The sequence below is a fragment of the Streptacidiphilus albus JL83 genome (assembly GCF_000744705.1).
Lineage (GTDB): Bacteria > Actinomycetota > Actinomycetes > Streptomycetales > Streptomycetaceae > Streptacidiphilus > Streptacidiphilus albus.
The window spans coordinates 4,443,655-4,458,382 of sequence record NZ_JQML01000001.1 but is presented as its reverse complement, the minus strand read 5'-3'; the positions used below and the strand labels follow the sequence as shown (position 1 = coordinate 4,458,382).

Sequence of the window (14,728 nt, the reverse complement as noted above, 5' to 3'; positions counted from 1 at the left end):
ACTGGTTAACGCGGTCTTCTATCCATACACGGGACATATATCACCTGGGTCTCGCTCGCAATGTTCATGGTCATGTTCATTCCTTCTTTCTGCCCGTTTGGATGAGCGGCTTCTGCCGCGTTTCGGGTTGTATGGTCTTGCGGGGTTCGCCAGCTACGCCAGAGCGACGATCGCCTCGGGCGGTTGGACGGGCCAGCGGTCCGTGTCAGGCCAGCTGTCGGATCGGTCGGACGCCCAGCGCGGGGTTGCTGGGCAGGTGTCCGTATCGGACGCCGAATTCCAAGGCGCGCTTGAGCGTCCCGACGACGCTGTTGATCGTGGAGGGGCTCAGGTTGTGATCGGCGCGAAGCGCCAGCACCAGACGTTCAACGTCCGCTCGGGTGATGGTGACGGCGAGCTTGCCTCCGTGGCGTGGCAGCACGTGCCGGTCGAGCGGCTTGCGGTTGGGCAGCCGCGGCGGCCCGGGGTGCCTTGTCGCCAGCGGCACTGCGGCCCACATATCGACTAGGCGCTCCAGTGTCATCGGTGCCCAGCCGTGAGTGAGATCGTCTCGCGCGGCCATCGCAAGGTGGCGCGTCGCCACGGTCAAGGTGCGGAGGGAACCGGTCTCGTCGCGCCAGCGGACGCGGAAGCGGCCCGGCGGGGTGCGGCCGGCTGCGCGGGCGCGTTCGACGGCCTTCTGGTAGTCCGCGTGCTTAGCGCGGTCCTCGATACCTGCGGTAGGCATAGTGTCGTGCCAATCTCTGGTGCGTACATGTCATGACTTATCCTCTTCTCTGCCCGTACGTGTGCGGGATCGTGTGATTCCGCAAACGGGTTCTCTGAAATGGCGCCGCGGCGATGCCGTGCGCATGCTTTGTGCTGCGGCCGATTACGTGTCGGCTTCCCCGCGTAGCCGTACCAGCGCCGCGAGATCCTCCGGGCTCGCGCCGGCCTCGACGGCAGCAGTGATCTTCTCCAAGGTCGCCGCCATCTCCTGGTTGAACGAGGTCGTCAACTCCGCTGCCCGGTCCTGAAGTACGGACCGCGTGAGCTCGGCGATTGACTGCTTGTCATCCGGGGATGGCATCTGCTGAACGGCCGCTGAGTAGAACTGGCGGGAGTCGGTCTCAGGCAACACTCGTTGCCCGCGAATCCAGTCCAGTAGCAACTCGCGGTCGCTGACCGTCCTCTCGGAGGTCAGCAGTAGAGCTGTCCCCGGCTCGACGTCGTCGGGCAGGCCCATCAGGTGGATGGGCGAGATGTCCAGAACCACCGCCAGGGCCACGACTTCGTCAAGGGTCAACTCGCGTTTCCGAACACCATTCGCGTCCCGGCGCCCGGTCTCGATGTTGTTCAGTACGGCGAACGTGAGCTTTGCGGCGCCAGCTTTGGCGCATGCGGCTGCCAGCTGCTTCGTGGTCCACCCGCGCCTTGTCCGGGCATCCCGAAGTCGGAGTGCTGCCGCATCGCTCACCGACAAGGTCGGTGGAGCTGAGCCGCTCGACATCTGGCCTCCTTGCTCGTCGTATCGGCGACTCTACTCATCATCTCGCAATCGCGCAATCGGCGACTTCATGCGGGGGGTGGTCGCGCCGATTCGGCGACTGGCGGCCCGTCGCGGCGTTTGCCGCCAGCGTGACACTCTGGCCATGGCCAGGCTCGCCGATTCGGCGAATAACGAAGTCATATTGACAACTCGGGGGGTGGCACATGATGCTGATCTCGGTTGTTCAAACGGCGACTCCAGTCGCCGAAGTGACGAACGAGATGAGATGTGTACTCATGAGTACGGACAGGTTGTGGACCTTGAAGGAACTCGCGGAGTTCCTGGGCGTGCCGGAGCAGTCGATCTACCAGATGAACTGGAAGGGCACCGGCCCGCGCTCCTACAAGGTGGGCAGGCATCGGCGGTACGACCCGCTCGACGTGCGGCAGTGGCTGGAAACCCGTTCCTCCGACGCGGGGAGCGCGCGATGAAGCGATCGAGCAACCTGGTTCGCCGTCCCTGGTGGTCCGTGGAGGATGCCGCCTCCTACCTCGGCTTCACAGCCGCGGAGCTCCGGGATCTGGGCACGGCCGGCATCGGCCCCAAGTACATCGAGGACGAAGTCCGGCGGTATCGGCCAGCGGATGTGCGGTTGTGGGCGACGACCGGTATTACGCGTGACAGCCGTGGCTGGAACGGAGATGCGCGATGACTCAGGACGGACCGGCCCATCTATCCGCTGGCTGTCCAACGGATCTGGGTGAAGCTTCTCGGTCACCCCGACCTCCCTGACGGCGCCGGGCGCCCAGTCAGCACGGCCCCGGAGTCCAAAGCCCAGCCACCGCAGGAGATCAACATGCAGAACTTCACCCAGGACCGCTACGCCGAGCAGCCGCCGAACGCCTGGATCGGCCGCCACTGGATATCGACCACCAAGGACGGCTCTGGCCGGTACCTTCGCGGCCTGATCATGGATGTCCGCCCCGGAGGAGTGCGCGTGCAGTGGCCATCCTCGGGAGGTGAGCCGCGCCCAGCCGATTGGGCCGCGACGGACAGGGGAACGCTCGCAAGGGAGTGAGCGCCAAGCAGAAGGCCGGTGGCCTCACCGTTGAACGGTGAGGCCACCGGCCTTCTGCTTGGTCCAACTAGGTAGCTCTGGTTGGCGATCTTTCACGGCCGTGTCTCGTACGGGCTACAGGGTGACGTACTCGCGAATCTTGCCGCGGATCATGGGCAGCTCGTCGCCGATGGTGAAGGGGAACGTCGGGTACTTCTGCGCCAACTCGGCCGAGGTGAGCGGGGGGCCGACCGGCAGGGCGGCCTTGCCGTCCTCGTTCCACTCCCATTCGCCCTCGACCTCGCGGGCTCGCACCACTGTGCCATCAGCAACGTAGACGACCAAGTGCAACAACTCCTCGTTGGTCCGGGACAAGTTGAACCACTTCCGGTCTGCCTCCCGCTGCGCATCGCTGTCCTCGCCCTGGCCAGTCTCGCCGTACACCCGCCCGTCGAGGTCGACCTTCGCCGTGTTGGAGCCGCGGTAGAGAATGAGCGACAGGCCGGCTGCCCGCTCGCGTGCCCGAACGGTCTTGGGGTCAAGGCCGAGCAGCTCCGCGGCCTGGTTAACGCCTCCGGCCTTGTGGACGATCGTGCGCATGAGGTGCGCGTGCTTACCGCGCAGCCCTTGCTGCTCCTGCTCGATCTCGTGCAGCAACTCGACCAGCTCGTCCAAGTTCGGCATTTTCGTCACGTCAGCCCCCAATGGCATGGATACATCTCCGCATCATTGGACAGGGCCGAGAGCGTGCTTGTCAAATGGTCTGGAGTGACCTCCGTACCATTCGATCGCGGCGAGGTTGCGCCACTTGAAGCTGACGGGGCTGTCCCGCGGCGGAGCGACCTTAGCCGGGCCCGGGGTTGGGACGGGGCGAGGACCAGACCAGGCACTGCTGGCGCCAGGCCCCTGGCGCCGCGCGTCGGCGCCCCAGGCCCTGGCTGTCCGGCACGAAAACCCATGACCCGTGCGCCTCACGGTGAAGCCTCCGCGCGGCAGCCTGTACACATCCCGTCCGCCCGGCCCCTGCGCCTAGGTCGGATCAAATCGAGGTGTCCCCCGCTTGGCCGACGCTGGGGAAGGGCTGCGCGGTCGTTGACCGGCCATGGGACGACGCAAGGCCAATAAATCCCGCCGCACCGGGGTTGGCCGCATGGACATCTGGCCTACGGGCGAGTGGTACGCCACCGCGCTGAACAATCATGAGGGGCTTCACCACATCGACCTGCGCGTCATCGGCAACAGCATCCAGCTGACCGTGTCGCCCGCCGACTGCGAGGGCGCCGCCGACGTCTGGCAGGTGCGCCTGCGCAACGACGACAACGGCCAGGCGCTGCGGCGGCTGGCCCGGGCGCTTCGCGCCGACACCCCGCACGGGCAGTTCGATGCCGGGAGTGAGGAGCGGGTGCTCGCTTTCATCCCCAACTCCCCGGAATCCGACGTGGGTGAACTTGTCCTCGGCCTGGCGGAAATCGGGCCCGACGGAATCCACTACCTGCGTCGTGCGGAACTACCGATGCACCTGTGGACGGACGCGGGGGAGGTGATCGAGGAGCTGATCCCCTGGCTCGACCCCGCTGTGCCGCATGAAGACTGGCGGTTCGCGGAGTTCACCTCATGCCCCGGGTGCGCCCGTCCGATCTTCCCGGGCATGTGGGCGGGACTCCTGATCCACTGCGACGCACCCGTTGGGGCGGAGGCCGCGGAGGCCGCGTGCTACCACTGCATGAGCGGGCACACCCTCCGGAATCTCGATGAGTGCGGCTTCGCCATCCCCGAGCAGCAGCGCTCGATCCTGGAGGCGTTGAACGTCGTCTGATGGCCGGCCCGCCCGGCCCAGCACCATCTCAGCTCCAGAGCACCACCTGTGCGTCCAGCCGTAAATGGGCCGGGCGCGCGTTGCTCTGGAAACAGCCGGTCCGGTGTCCGCCCCATGAGCGCCGAACTCCGGGATGCGATCCGCAGTACGACCTACGTGCCCGGCGCCCGGGAAGCCTTCACCCGGTACCAGGCTCTGAGCGGCCCGCCAGAACTCCCCCGGATCGAGTGACCCTCCGTCCGGGAGACCGGTATCGTCAGAGAAGCGCTCCACAACCGCAGCTGCCGCCGCGGTTCTTCGCCCCGCGCAAAGTAGGCGAAGAACCAATGAGAAAGCGCAAGGTGCGATGAAGTCCCTACATCAGGACGGGACGATTCGGCGGAACGCCACCGCTTGGGCGTCCCAGTACCCGCCGCTGAAGTGGGTGATCTCGATGTCCTCGCCCGTGCGTGGGGCATCAAGGACCAGGTCAGACCCCAAAAACATGCCAACGTGGCCGGGGTTGGTGGGCGTGCCGTCCGAGCCGGCCGTGAAGATCAAGTCGCCGGGCTTGAGCTGGGTGGCCGAATAGACGGGCGTTCCGTCGTACACCTGCTGGTAGGTGGTGCGGTCGATCGCGATCCCGGCTGCTGCGTATGCGGCCATCATCAGGCCAGAGCAGTCGTAGCTGGGGTTTCCGGTGCCGCCCCACTGGTACGGCATGCCCAGTTTGCTGGCGGCGAACTGAATTGCCGTGACGACCTGGACCGGTGTGCCTGCTGGTAGGGAGAAGCCCGCCGGAAGGGCGACGGGGTTGGTGATCGCCTGACCGTTGCCGTCGCCGGTGGCGCCCGCGCAGTTCGCCGCGCCGCCGCTCACCGTTCCGACCAGTCGTTTCGCCAGGTCCTCCCACTTCGCGTAGGCGTCCGGATAGAGGCTTCCCTGTACGCGCTGGGCGGCTTGGGCGACCGACATGGCTTCCCAGCCCGGCACCTTCACGAGGGCGGCGTAGAACGCCTTCGAGGCGTAGACCGGGTCAACGAGTTGGGCCGGTGAGCCCCACCCCTGCGACGGGCGCTGCTGGAACAGTCCAACGGAATCCAAGTCGCCGTCCGGCCTGTTGATCAGGCTGCTTTCCTGCATGGCGGTCGCGATGGCGATCACCGCCGCCTGTGGCGGGAGGCCGAGGCTGTTGGCGACCTGGTAGATGATCGTGGCGTTGTTGATCTGCTCGCTCGTCAGCGACTGACCATCTGCGGTGGCCGTTCCGGGTGCTACGGGTGTCACGCAGCCGAGGCCCCCGAGGTTGAGGCTGGGGCTCACGGCCGAGGCGCCGCCTGCCGTCAGGGCGATGCAGAACACCAGGCCGAACGGGACGGCAGCGCCCGCAGCGCAAACCTGCACGAGTTTCTTCATGGACCACCCCTGCGGACCGGGCCCGAGGCGCAGTGGCCCGGAGGCAACAGCTGGTCGACTCGGGAGAATTTACTTCAGCTAATTTGAACTGCGCCAACCATAAGCTCAAGTTGCCACAGGGGAGCAACTGAAGTTGATGTGAGCTGGACTACATGTCAGCTGAAGTGAAGATGTGGCTCATTGGCCTTCCGTGCGGCGCGCGGCTGGCGAGTGTCGGACCCGTGCGAATCCGAAAGCACCCGGCGGGGTTCCCGCCGCCCGCGTGACTCGATGAGCTGGGACGAGGAACGCTCACCGAATCCGCGCCGTGCTTCAGTGGAGCGGAGAGCCGATCGGGGTGAGCGGAGCGCGGTCGGCCTGGTTTCCAAGGGCCGCGAGGGCATCCCGTACGACGGGAGACTTTCGGGCAGCAGCGACTCGTCGCAACCACCGGGCCTCATCAGTCAGCTCGGCGGCCCCGTGGGGAGGGAGGTGTGCAGGGCCCTCGTGCGGGGTGGCACCTCGTTTGCGGGCTTGCAGGCCGAGCCCGATCCACACTGCCTGCGCTGCCGCCTCGAAGTCGTCATCGCGCAGGCCGGCCGCAGCCAGGCGTGACCTGATTTCCTGCCAGTCCTGGCAGCTGACGTGCCCCCGCAGCAGCAGGGCGGCATCCCTGATTTCGATGGTTCGCCGAAGCAGTCGGATGCTGAGGTAGCGGGTCCCGCCGAGGTCGTGGAGCAGGGTCGGTGGAGTGCCAAGGACCACGCCGGGCGCCGAGGTGGTCAGCTCGCTCCAGAGCGGACGCAGGGCAAGTAGCGCGCGCAGCTTGGCCAGGCCGTGCAGACCTGCTTCTATCGTCGGCACGGAGATGCCGAGCACCATCAGCAGGACCGCGAGGATCAACGGCGCCCGGGTGTCAACCAGCGCGAGGTTGTTCCCGCCGGGCACTCGAAGCCCGACCAGCCAGGCCGCAAAGAGCGCGCACCGCCCCACCGCGAAGAGCGAGTTGGAGAGCGTTCCGGCCAGCATGAGCCACACACCCGTGCTCAGGCACCGCGAAGCGGCCTTCCCTCGGGCAGTCCACAGCATGCGGCTGGCCGCGATCATGGCATAGCCGAAGTACACCTCGAAAATCCCTACCGCGAGGATCGCGGCCTTGTCACCCTCGGCCGCCACTACGAACTCGCGGGCCTCCGCGCGTGGAGCGACGACGAACAACGTGGCGAGCAGAGTGATCGAGGCTGCCGCGAGGGGGCGACGGAAGCGGAGCATCGCATGCGCCCTGGCCGCCGGGCTCATCGCACTGACCCAGTCCAGCATGGCGGCGCCCGAGCAGATGCCCATGCTGTAGAAGATCAGTCCGGACAGGTTGGCGATGCCGGCGAAGTGGTCGAAGGCCGCGATCGAGGACGGCAGGTGAGCGGTCAGTGCCAGAGCGAGCCAGACCAGTGCCCACCAGAGAGAGCGCTTGATCGGTGACCGCCGGGTGCAGGGCAGCCGCCAGAGCACCATGAGCCAGAGCAGCGCGATGGCGACGTGCTCAATCACAGCGCTCGTCCCGCAGGGGATGGCCGAGCGCCTCGCCTAGGCGGTCGATGAGCTTCGAGGGCTTGCCGTCCACACGAACATGCCCGATGCCCGCCCGTTCGATCAGCACGGCGCCGACCATCTCGGCTTGCCGCTCTTCAAGCCTGGAGTAGCCGTGCCGGGCCGCGAACATGTGCGCGAGTGCCGCCGGTTCAAGATCGGGAAGGGCCTGGCGCAGAACCTCGGTGTCGAGAACTGCGTCGGGGGAGTGGTTCCAGAGGATGTGACCGACCTCGTGAAGGGCGATCGCTGCACGGTGAAGCGGAGAGGTGTCGTGCTCGGCGTAGATCCGGTCCTCGTGGTCCAGCTTCGCCCACCAGCCGTAGGGAAACCCGTCACCCGCAGCCAGGCCCGGCACGAGCATCAGCTGGATATGCCGACCACGCTGTGCGCTGACGCCCGCAAGGAACTGCCGCAGGTCGAAGGGCTGCGGCACGGGCAGCCCTCGGACCAGTTCGTAGCAGGACGCGCGCAATCGCCTCAACTCGCGCATGACAAGCCTTCCCGTTGAAGCCGAAGCCTCAGGTCAAAGCAGTGGCACAGAACCGGGGCTCTTCACCCGGACCGGCAATCAGCGTATGCGAACGATCGCGCTGCGTTGGTCAGCGGTGTTGAATTGTGATGATTGGATGAGGTGAGTGCTACTTGCCCGATTGCTCTGCGTCGCCGCCGTCGGGCAGGCCCTCTACGGTCCGTGCCGCCTCGATCATCTGCGCGATTCCGGCCAGCCCGCGCGGTGAAAGGCCATCCGCCCGCAGGACCAGCTTCCGCACTCCTTCGTCGCGCAAGGCCGAGAGCACTCTCAGTTGCTCGTTGGCGCGCTCGGCCGCCTCGTCCTCGTAGAAGTACATCGGCGATACGCCGAAGAACTTGGCGATGGCGGTGAGTCGGCTGTGGGTTGGGTCGGTGCGCTTGCCCGTCTTCAGCTGCCACAGGTAGGTGGCGGAGAGGATCTGCTCGCCGGCGTCGGTGTTGATCCGCTCCGCGACCTCCGCATTGCTGTATGGCCCGCGGTCGGCTGGATGGACGACCTTGAACAGGTGCTCAAGTCGGGCGGCGATCGTGCTCGACTGGTCCCGCTTCGGGGTGTGTTCGTCGCTCGGGGTCTCTTCGTCGGTCATGGCCTTGGCGGCCCCCCTCTTCCACGTGAATGTGACGACCTCTCATGGTCGCGCACAGTGACACTCATTAGCCACTGTAAACAGAGCGTGGCGACGTGAGGCTGGTCACAGTGATTCTAGTTGACGAACACCGTTCACTCCTGCGTATCTTTGCTCATCACCTCGTTAGCCAGAGTAAATCGCAGCTGTTCAGCGCGTACCTCGAAGCAAGCGGGCGATTCCCCACCGTCCGCCTGTCCGCTCACTGCGGAGGCGACCTCCCGTAGCCGAGCCGGCCTCGCCGTGCAGCGGCGCGCCCGAATTAGGAGCCCGGTTTGTCTACCTCTCTGCACCTTGTCCAGTCGGCGCACATCTTGCTCGCCGACATCCAGAATCCCGCACCAGCCGACCCGACCAACGGCTCGAAGGGTGCGAACCTGCTGCTCTCCTACGCGAAGTGGGGATCGCTTATCGCGTGCGCCATCGCTGCCGTCGTGTCCGGTGGCCTGATGTCTGTCGGTCACCTCAGCAACCGGCCGGACAGTGCGGAGAAGGGCAAGAGGGCCCTGGTCTGGTCCCTGGGTGGCGTCATCGTCACTGCCTGCGCGATCCCGGTGGTCAACACCGTCTTCGGCGCAGCGGCGTAGCAGAAACGATTCTGCGAGCATCCCATGAGCAACCAATTCCTCGATCACCGCCCGCGTCGCCGGGTTCTCCCGTTCCTTCTCCTCGCGGTCGTCGGCCTCTTGGTCTTCGTCGCCGTCGGTGTTGCGATCGAGTCCGGCAGTGGCCCTCACGGGCCCAGGAGCTACGCTCCGCCGGCCGCGATCCCACCGCCCGGATCGGTCACCGGAGTCAACCCGGGCGGGTCGCCCGCTCCCGGCGACACAGGTCCGTTGCAGCTCATCCAGGGAGACAAGCTGATCAACGGGGTCTCCGTCGGATACCCCCATTCCATGATCGGCGCTGTCTCGGCCGCCGTCGAGTACTGGCGCCAAATCGGCTCCACGCTCGACCCCGACCGAGCCGCTGCCGTTGGCCGACTGATCGCCGACCCTTCATGGTCTGCTGCCCCGCAGCAGCTTGCGGTCGGGCCCATCAGCGCCCGCAAAGCACTCGGTCTGGCAGTCGACGGCCCGGTTCCAGCCGGCGCGTCAGTGATCCTCGCACCCGTCGAGTACCAGCTGCGCTCGACTTCCGCCGACAACGTCCAGGTGCTGCTGCTGGCCACCTACACCACCAGCTCGCCCTCGCAGGAGCCGCAGACGCGCATGGGGGTCTACCCCCTCCAGCTGCACTGGGCGGCCTCGGGTGACTGGAAGATCCCGGCCCCCTCCGGCAGCGACACCACCGACTACAGCAGCCTCGTCGCCGAGCCAGGGTCCGTCCAGGCATCGGCGTACGGCTGGCAGGAGCTGAAGCAATGACCCCGGCCCGCGCACACATCGACAGTCGGGAGGCGACATGCCCTGCGGCCTGACTGACCCCGTCGGCTGTGTCACCGGCCCCGTGCTCAGCACGCTCGGCGGAGATGCTGTCAGCAGCCTGGCGACCTCGGCCTGGGACTCCATATGCAAGTCCTTTGCCGACGCGTGCACCGAAGTGCTCAAGAGCTTCGCTACGGCCTTCGTGAAGATCCCGCCGATCGACCTCACCTCGCACGGTATCCGCAGCGTCTACGCGATATCCCTGGGGTTGGCGAGCCTTGTCGCCTCGCTGCTCCTCATCGGCCAGGTGATCCGGACCGCCGTCACGCACGACGGCTCCGCTATGGCCACTGCCCTCGTTGGCGTTGGCAAGGCGGCACTCGCCTTCATGCTCACCCTGACGATCGCCTCCACCGCGCTGGTCGCGAGCGACGAAGTCACGAAGTTCATCGTTGATTCCACCTTCGACAGCCAGCAGGCGTTCAGCGACAAGATCTCCAAGCTGATCGCGTGGAGTCCAGGCGGCAGCGCGTCCCTGTTGTTGATCTTCGCGATCTTGGGCATTTTGCTGACCATCGTCTTGTGGTTCGAGATGCTGATGCGCAACGCGGCCATCGCCGTGTTGGTGGCCACGTCGCCGATCTCGGCGGCCGGTCAGGTCTCCGAGTCCACGAAATCCTGGTGGAGCAAGCTGGTCAGTTCAACTGTCCAGCTGATCATTCTGAAGCCGATCGTCGCCTTGGTCTTCGCACTCGGCTTCGGCATGGCAGGCGACTCGCAGGACCTGTCCACCACACTCTCCGGCATGCTCGTGCTGCTGCTCGCAGCATTGGCCTGGCCTTCCATCGCCCGGTTCTTCACCTTCGCCAGTGTTCAGGTCGGCGGCGGTGCGGGCCTGGCCGCGCTACTCGGATTCGCCGGGGGCCGTCTCAGTGCGGGCGGCGGGCAAGCGTCCGGCCCTTCCCCGGACACCTTCGGCCAGGACAGCGCCAGCCGTACGATGAGCAGCTTCGCCGGAAAGGGCGGAGGCGCTGCCGGTGGGGCCGCTTCCGGTGGAGCCGGAGGTGCGGGTGCGGCGGCCGGAGGTGCAGGTGCCGCTGCCGGTCCGATCGGCTTGGCCGCTGCTGCCGGCGTGAAACTTGCCCAGCAGGCCGTCAACTCGTTGGCGGGCGGCATGGAGAAGATGGCCGGACACGCGGGCGTGCAGGGCGCGAATCCGTACGCGGCCCAGCCAGCCGGTTACGTCAACCGTCACGCGGGCGCGCCGCTGCCCACACGCGGAGCCCAGCCGGACCAGCCGGACGCGCCAGGTCGGCAGGAGCCGCAAGCCGAGCCGACGGAGCCAGCTGGTCAGCAGCCCGACCACCCTCAGGCGCTCCAGGACAGCACCCCGGACCTACCGGTCACCGGCACTTCGCAAAGCGACCCGCCCACGATCGAGATGCCCCCTGTGCCCGCAGGCCCGCCCGCCGCTTCCGCCACGGTGGCCAGCGTCGCACCCCTGGCAGGTCCGGCTCCGCAGACCGGCTCCGCAGCGGGCTCCTCGCCCAGGACACCCCCGCCGGGCACTGCGGGTACCGCGTTCACCGGGTCCGGTACCGCGCCGACACAGCCCCAGGCTCCCACGGCCGGGTCAACCTCCGGTGCATCCCCGCTCAACGCGACGCGGCCGGCAACCAGCGCCCGACCCGTGGCGGTCCCGGACCAGGCGGCAGCCGCACCGGTGACGGCCCCGGTCGACCGCCCCCGTCCGGCACGGCCCGATGCGGCATCGGCCGAGCGCCCCACCACTCCGCCCGCCCAGGGCACACCACCCGCCACCACCAACCCTGACCAGCCCGAAGGAGGCGACAAGTCGTGAGCGCCGAGACGGCCCCCACTCGCACGTACTTCGGATGGCAACAGGAGAAGGTCGCTTTCCTCTTCGGCCTCAGCGTCCAGCGAGCCGCCATGCTCGGCAGCGCCGTCCTCGCGGCGATCTGGCCGTTCGCTATCTCGTACGTCCGGGCCGGCATCGTGACCTGGCCCCTGTCCCTTCTCCTCTTCCTACTCGCGTACGTCCGCATCGCCGGCCGCACCGTTGACGAATGGGCGGTCGCCTTCGTGTCGTTCGAAATCCTCCGCTTCCGCGGGCAGAATCGTTTCCTCTCCGGCGCCTTCGCACCGCGCAACGCCGCCACGGACGAGCCGAAGATGGACCTGCCTGGCATCCTCGCCCCTCTGGCGATTCTCGAAGCAGAGAGCGGCAGCGGCAGTGGCGACCCGATCGCCGTGATCCACCACCAGCTCGACCGCACCTTCACCGCGGTCGCCAAGGTGCGTTTCCCCGGCATCGGCCTGGTCGACTCCCACCGGCGCGACCAGCGCGTGGCCAACTGGGGCCAGCTGCTCAACAGCCAGTGCACCGAGGGAAATCCGATCATTCGGATTCAGGCCCTCCAGCGCCTGGTCCCGGAGTCCGGCGCAGCGCTCCAGCGTTGGCACACCGACCACGTCGCCAACGACGCGCCCGCCGTCGCGGTGGACATCACCAAGTCGCTGCTCTCCACCGCCACCCTGGCCACCAGCCAGCGGGAGGCGTACCTCGCGATCACGATGGACGCCGCCCGCGCGGCCGGACCCATCAAGGCAGCCGGTGGCGGCAACGCGGGAGCCGCTGCCGTCCTGACCCGTCACCTCCGGGCCCTGACGTCCTCGATAGCCTCCGCGGACCTCCAGGTCGAGAGCTGGCTCAACCCCCGCGAACTCGCCGAGGTTCTGCGCACCGCCTTCGACCCCCACAGCAGCCGAATGCTCGCAGAGCGGAAGGCAGCAGCCACCGCGGCTGAGTTCCGCGGACACGGAGTCCCCTTTGAGGCAGGGGTCGACCCCGCAGCGGCGGGCCCCTCCGCTGCTGAGAGTTGGCGTGGCCGCTACGACCACGACGGTGCCCGGTCAGTCACCTACAGCGTCCGCAACTGGCCGAAGACCAAGGTGTACTCGACCGCGCTCGCCCCGCTGCTGGGCGAAGGCCAGTACCGCCGCAGCCTCAACATCCACATCGAGCCCCGCGGTCCCCGAGCTGCCGAGCGCGAGGTGATGCAGGAACGCACCGCCCGTGAGGTCGCCGTCAGCATGCGGCACAAGACCGGCCAGATCATCCCGGAGCATGAGAAGGCGGCCCTGCGCCACGCTGAGGCCCAGGACCAAGAACGCGCCGCTGGCCACGGCCTGGTGCGCTACACCGCCTACTGCACCGTCACCGTGACCGACCTCGCCGACCTCGAAGATGCCTGCGCGGCCCTGGAGGCCGACGCCAACCAGGGTCGCATCGAACTCCAGCGGATGTGGCTCGCCCAGGACGTCGGGTTCGCCCTCGGCGCGCTGCCGGTCGGCATGGGCCTGCCCAAGAAGCGGGTGGCCTGATGCGCCGCCGACGCAACGCCGCCGACCTCCCTGTCCTCGACCTGACCGAGGTGCTCGGCCGCCCGGCCCCCCTCTCCCATAAGCCCACTGCGACGAAGAAGCCGAGGCAGCGCCGGGAACCGGTCGCGCCCCGACGCGGCTACGCGCGCCCTTACGCCGGGCGGGCACCCCGGATGCCGAACGCCCCTGTGTTCAGGGGCAGCACCGGGCAGGTCCAGGGGCTGTACCCCTGGCTGTACGGGGCCTCCATGCCCCCGGCCGGCGCCTACATCGGCGTCGACTGTCTGGCGGGCGGTGCATTCTCCTGCCATCCGATCGAGTGGCTTCACAGAGGGCTCATCACGAACCCCAACCTCTTGATCACCGGAGTTCCCGGCACTGGTAAGAGCGCGACCATCAAGGCCCTGGTGACCCGCCTGGCTGCCTACGGCGTTCGCGCGTTCATCCTTGGCGACATCAAGAACGAGTACGCCGGACTGGCCAGAGCGTTCGGCATCGCCCCTGTCGAGCTCGGACCCGGGCTCCGGAACCGGCTCAACCCACTGGACGCCGGACCGCTCGGTCGCAACCTGCCCACCGACCCGGAGGAGCTTCGCGAGCGTCTGGACGAAGTCCACCGTCGCCGGATCACCTTGCTGTCTTCCCTGCTGGTGATGCGTCTTGGCCGCAACCTGACGCCCACGGAGGAAGCCGCCCTCTCCCTGGCCATCCAGCACGCCTCCGGCCAGGCGACCGGCGCCAGCTACCTCACCGACCCGACGATCCCACAGGTCTGGGCTCTGCTCCGGGATCCTCTGCCCGAGATGGCCGAGGACCTGCGCGTCCGCCGCGCCGACGTGACCGAACTGCGGGAGATGATCCGCCCAGCCGCCGATGCACTCGGCAACATGGTTCGCGGCTCCCTCAGCGGGTTGTTTGACGGCCCCACCACGGTCCGGCCCGACTTCGCCGCGCCGATCCAGACCGTTGACCTGTCCCGGATCGACGGCCGCGGTGACGAGACCGTGGCCATGACCCTCGCCTGCGTCAGCAGTTGGGGTCAAGCCGCGATCGACGAGCCCGGCGGCCCAGTGCGCCTGGTCGTGCGCGACGAGTTGTGGCGAGCGATGCGCGTGCCGGCCATGATTCGCAAGCTCGACTCGGACCTCCGGCTCTCCCGCGCTCAGGGCACCATCCAGGTGCTCAGCACCCACAGGTTGTCGGACTTCGAGGCTGTCGGCGCCCAGGGTAGCGAAGAGGTCAGCATCGCCCGGAACTTGATCGCCAGCTGCGACGTGCGGATTTGCCTGCGCCAGGACACTGCACCGCTGGCGATGACCCGCGATGCGATCGGCTTGACCGACACGGAGTGCGCGCACATCGCCAGCTGGTCTGGTGAGCAAATCGGTCGAGCGATCTGGAAGATCGGCCGGTCCTCCAGTCATGTGGTCCAGACCATCCTCAGCCCGATAGAGCGCCAGTTGTACTACACCAACGAGCGGATGGCTGTGTGAA

At 67.4% G+C, this 14,728-nt stretch carries 16 protein-coding genes; 9 read left to right on the top strand and 7 right to left on the bottom strand.

Annotated elements, in window-relative coordinates:
- Positions 1 to 205: 205 nt before the first annotated feature.
- Together BS75_RS48350 and BS75_RS19200 are read right to left on the bottom strand one after the other, a co-directional pair.
- The gene (locus tag BS75_RS48350) at positions 206 to 727 is read right to left on the bottom strand and encodes a hypothetical protein (RefSeq protein WP_152645782.1); all 522 of its coding nucleotides are present in this window, start codon (positions 725 to 727) and stop codon (positions 206 to 208) included.
- A 144-nt stretch (positions 728 to 871) separates the two neighbouring features.
- The gene (locus tag BS75_RS19200; protein WP_152645783.1) at positions 872 to 1,489 is read right to left on the bottom strand and encodes a hypothetical protein; all 618 of its coding nucleotides are present in this window, start codon (positions 1,487 to 1,489) and stop codon (positions 872 to 874) included.
- 275 nt (positions 1,490 to 1,764) lie between these two features.
- Here BS75_RS19200 and BS75_RS19195 point away from each other — a divergent pair, with 275 nt between their 5' ends.
- The 3 genes from BS75_RS19195 to BS75_RS19190 all read left to right on the top strand — a co-directional run bounded on the left by BS75_RS19195 (position 1,765) and on the right by BS75_RS19190 (position 2,546).
- Complete coding sequence (locus BS75_RS19195; RefSeq protein WP_034093344.1) at positions 1,765 to 1,959, top strand: helix-turn-helix transcriptional regulator; 195 nt, start codon at positions 1,765 to 1,767, stop codon at positions 1,957 to 1,959.
- On the top strand, positions 1,956 to 2,180 hold the full coding sequence (locus BS75_RS48345) for a hypothetical protein (protein WP_152645784.1): 225 nt from the start codon (positions 1,956 to 1,958) through the stop codon (positions 2,178 to 2,180). The genes BS75_RS19195 and BS75_RS48345 overlap by 4 nt, the downstream gene beginning before the upstream one ends.
- Positions 2,181 to 2,324: 144 nt before the next feature.
- Positions 2,325 to 2,546 carry a hypothetical protein gene (locus BS75_RS19190; RefSeq protein WP_034089133.1) on the top strand — a complete coding sequence of 74 codons (222 nt, stop codon included), beginning with the start codon at positions 2,325 to 2,327 and terminating at the stop codon, positions 2,544 to 2,546.
- Positions 2,547 to 2,660: 114 nt separating this feature from the next.
- On the opposite strand, the gene BS75_RS19185 is transcribed toward BS75_RS19190, so the two are convergent.
- The gene (locus BS75_RS19185) at positions 2,661 to 3,200 is read right to left on the bottom strand and encodes a hypothetical protein (RefSeq protein ID WP_152645785.1); all 540 of its coding nucleotides are present in this window, start codon (positions 3,198 to 3,200) and stop codon (positions 2,661 to 2,663) included.
- 427 nt (positions 3,201 to 3,627) lie between these two features.
- Here BS75_RS19185 and BS75_RS19180 point away from each other — a divergent pair, with 427 nt between their 5' ends.
- Positions 3,628 to 4,341: a hypothetical protein gene (locus tag BS75_RS19180; protein ID WP_152645786.1), complete on the top strand. Its 714-nt coding sequence runs from the start codon at positions 3,628 to 3,630 to the stop codon at positions 4,339 to 4,341.
- A 360-nt stretch (positions 4,342 to 4,701) separates the two neighbouring features.
- On the opposite strand, the gene BS75_RS19175 is transcribed toward BS75_RS19180, so the two are convergent.
- From BS75_RS19175 to BS75_RS19160, 4 genes are all read right to left on the bottom strand, one after another.
- Positions 4,702 to 5,736 carry a C40 family peptidase gene (locus BS75_RS19175; protein WP_042437600.1) on the bottom strand — a complete coding sequence of 345 codons (1,035 nt, stop codon included), beginning with the start codon at positions 5,734 to 5,736 and terminating at the stop codon, positions 4,702 to 4,704.
- A 312-nt stretch (positions 5,737 to 6,048) separates the two neighbouring features.
- Positions 6,049 to 7,263: an MAB_1171c family putative transporter gene (locus BS75_RS19170; RefSeq protein ID WP_034089129.1), complete on the bottom strand. Its 1,215-nt coding sequence runs from the start codon at positions 7,261 to 7,263 to the stop codon at positions 6,049 to 6,051.
- Positions 7,256 to 7,795 (bottom strand): hypothetical protein, encoded by a 540-nt coding sequence (locus BS75_RS19165; RefSeq protein ID WP_052069543.1) that lies wholly within the window; start codon positions 7,793 to 7,795, stop codon positions 7,256 to 7,258. The genes BS75_RS19170 and BS75_RS19165 overlap by 8 nt, the downstream gene beginning before the upstream one ends.
- Before the next feature lie 148 nt (positions 7,796 to 7,943).
- Positions 7,944 to 8,423 (bottom strand): helix-turn-helix domain-containing protein, encoded by a 480-nt coding sequence (locus BS75_RS19160; RefSeq protein WP_042437601.1) that lies wholly within the window; start codon positions 8,421 to 8,423, stop codon positions 7,944 to 7,946.
- A 314-nt stretch (positions 8,424 to 8,737) separates the two neighbouring features.
- Here BS75_RS19160 and BS75_RS19155 point away from each other — a divergent pair, with 314 nt between their 5' ends.
- From BS75_RS19155 to BS75_RS19135, 5 genes are all read left to right on the top strand, one after another.
- Entirely contained in the window at positions 8,738 to 9,049 is a 312-nt protein-coding gene (locus tag BS75_RS19155; RefSeq protein WP_034089128.1) for a hypothetical protein, read from the top strand.
- 309 nt (positions 9,050 to 9,358) lie between these two features.
- On the top strand, positions 9,359 to 9,829 hold the full coding sequence (locus tag BS75_RS19150) for a hypothetical protein (protein WP_152645787.1): 471 nt from the start codon (positions 9,359 to 9,361) through the stop codon (positions 9,827 to 9,829).
- 37 nt (positions 9,830 to 9,866) lie between these two features.
- Positions 9,867 to 11,690, top strand: a complete 1,824-nt coding sequence (locus BS75_RS19145; protein WP_034089126.1) for a hypothetical protein — start codon at positions 9,867 to 9,869, stop codon at positions 11,688 to 11,690.
- Positions 11,687 to 13,234 (top strand): SCO6880 family protein, encoded by a 1,548-nt coding sequence (locus tag BS75_RS19140; protein ID WP_034089125.1) that lies wholly within the window; start codon positions 11,687 to 11,689, stop codon positions 13,232 to 13,234. The genes BS75_RS19145 and BS75_RS19140 overlap by 4 nt, the downstream gene beginning before the upstream one ends.
- Complete coding sequence (locus BS75_RS19135) at positions 13,234 to 14,727, top strand: VirB4 family type IV secretion system protein (protein WP_042437602.1); 1,494 nt, start codon at positions 13,234 to 13,236, stop codon at positions 14,725 to 14,727. The genes BS75_RS19140 and BS75_RS19135 overlap by 1 nt, the downstream gene beginning before the upstream one ends.
- Position 14,728: the final 1 nt, after the last annotated feature.

Bases quoted from the DNA above. Each gene is read 5' to 3' on its own strand.
- BS75_RS48350 (WP_152645782.1), bottom strand. From the start codon at position 727: ATGCCTACCGCAGGTATCGAGGACCGCGCTAAGCACGCGGACTACCAG.
- BS75_RS19200 (WP_152645783.1), bottom strand. From the start codon at position 1,489: ATGTCGAGCGGCTCAGCTCCACCGACCTTGTCGGTGAGCGATGCGGCA.
- BS75_RS19195 (WP_034093344.1), top strand. From the start codon at position 1,765: ATGAGTACGGACAGGTTGTGGACCTTGAAGGAACTCGCGGAGTTCCTG.
- BS75_RS48345 (WP_152645784.1), top strand. From the start codon at position 1,956: ATGAAGCGATCGAGCAACCTGGTTCGCCGTCCCTGGTGGTCCGTGGAG.
- BS75_RS19190 (WP_034089133.1), top strand. From the start codon at position 2,325: ATGCAGAACTTCACCCAGGACCGCTACGCCGAGCAGCCGCCGAACGCC.
- BS75_RS19180 (WP_152645786.1), top strand. From the start codon at position 3,628: ATGGGACGACGCAAGGCCAATAAATCCCGCCGCACCGGGGTTGGCCGC.
- BS75_RS19175 (WP_042437600.1), bottom strand. From the start codon at position 5,736: ATGAAGAAACTCGTGCAGGTTTGCGCTGCGGGCGCTGCCGTCCCGTTC.
- BS75_RS19165 (WP_052069543.1), bottom strand. From the start codon at position 7,795: ATGCGCGAGTTGAGGCGATTGCGCGCGTCCTGCTACGAACTGGTCCGA.
- BS75_RS19160 (WP_042437601.1), bottom strand. From the start codon at position 8,423: ATGACCGACGAAGAGACCCCGAGCGACGAACACACCCCGAAGCGGGAC.
- BS75_RS19150 (WP_152645787.1), top strand. From the start codon at position 9,359: ATGATCGGCGCTGTCTCGGCCGCCGTCGAGTACTGGCGCCAAATCGGC.
- BS75_RS19145 (WP_034089126.1), top strand. From the start codon at position 9,867: ATGCCCTGCGGCCTGACTGACCCCGTCGGCTGTGTCACCGGCCCCGTG.
- BS75_RS19135 (WP_042437602.1), top strand. From the start codon at position 13,234: ATGCGCCGCCGACGCAACGCCGCCGACCTCCCTGTCCTCGACCTGACC.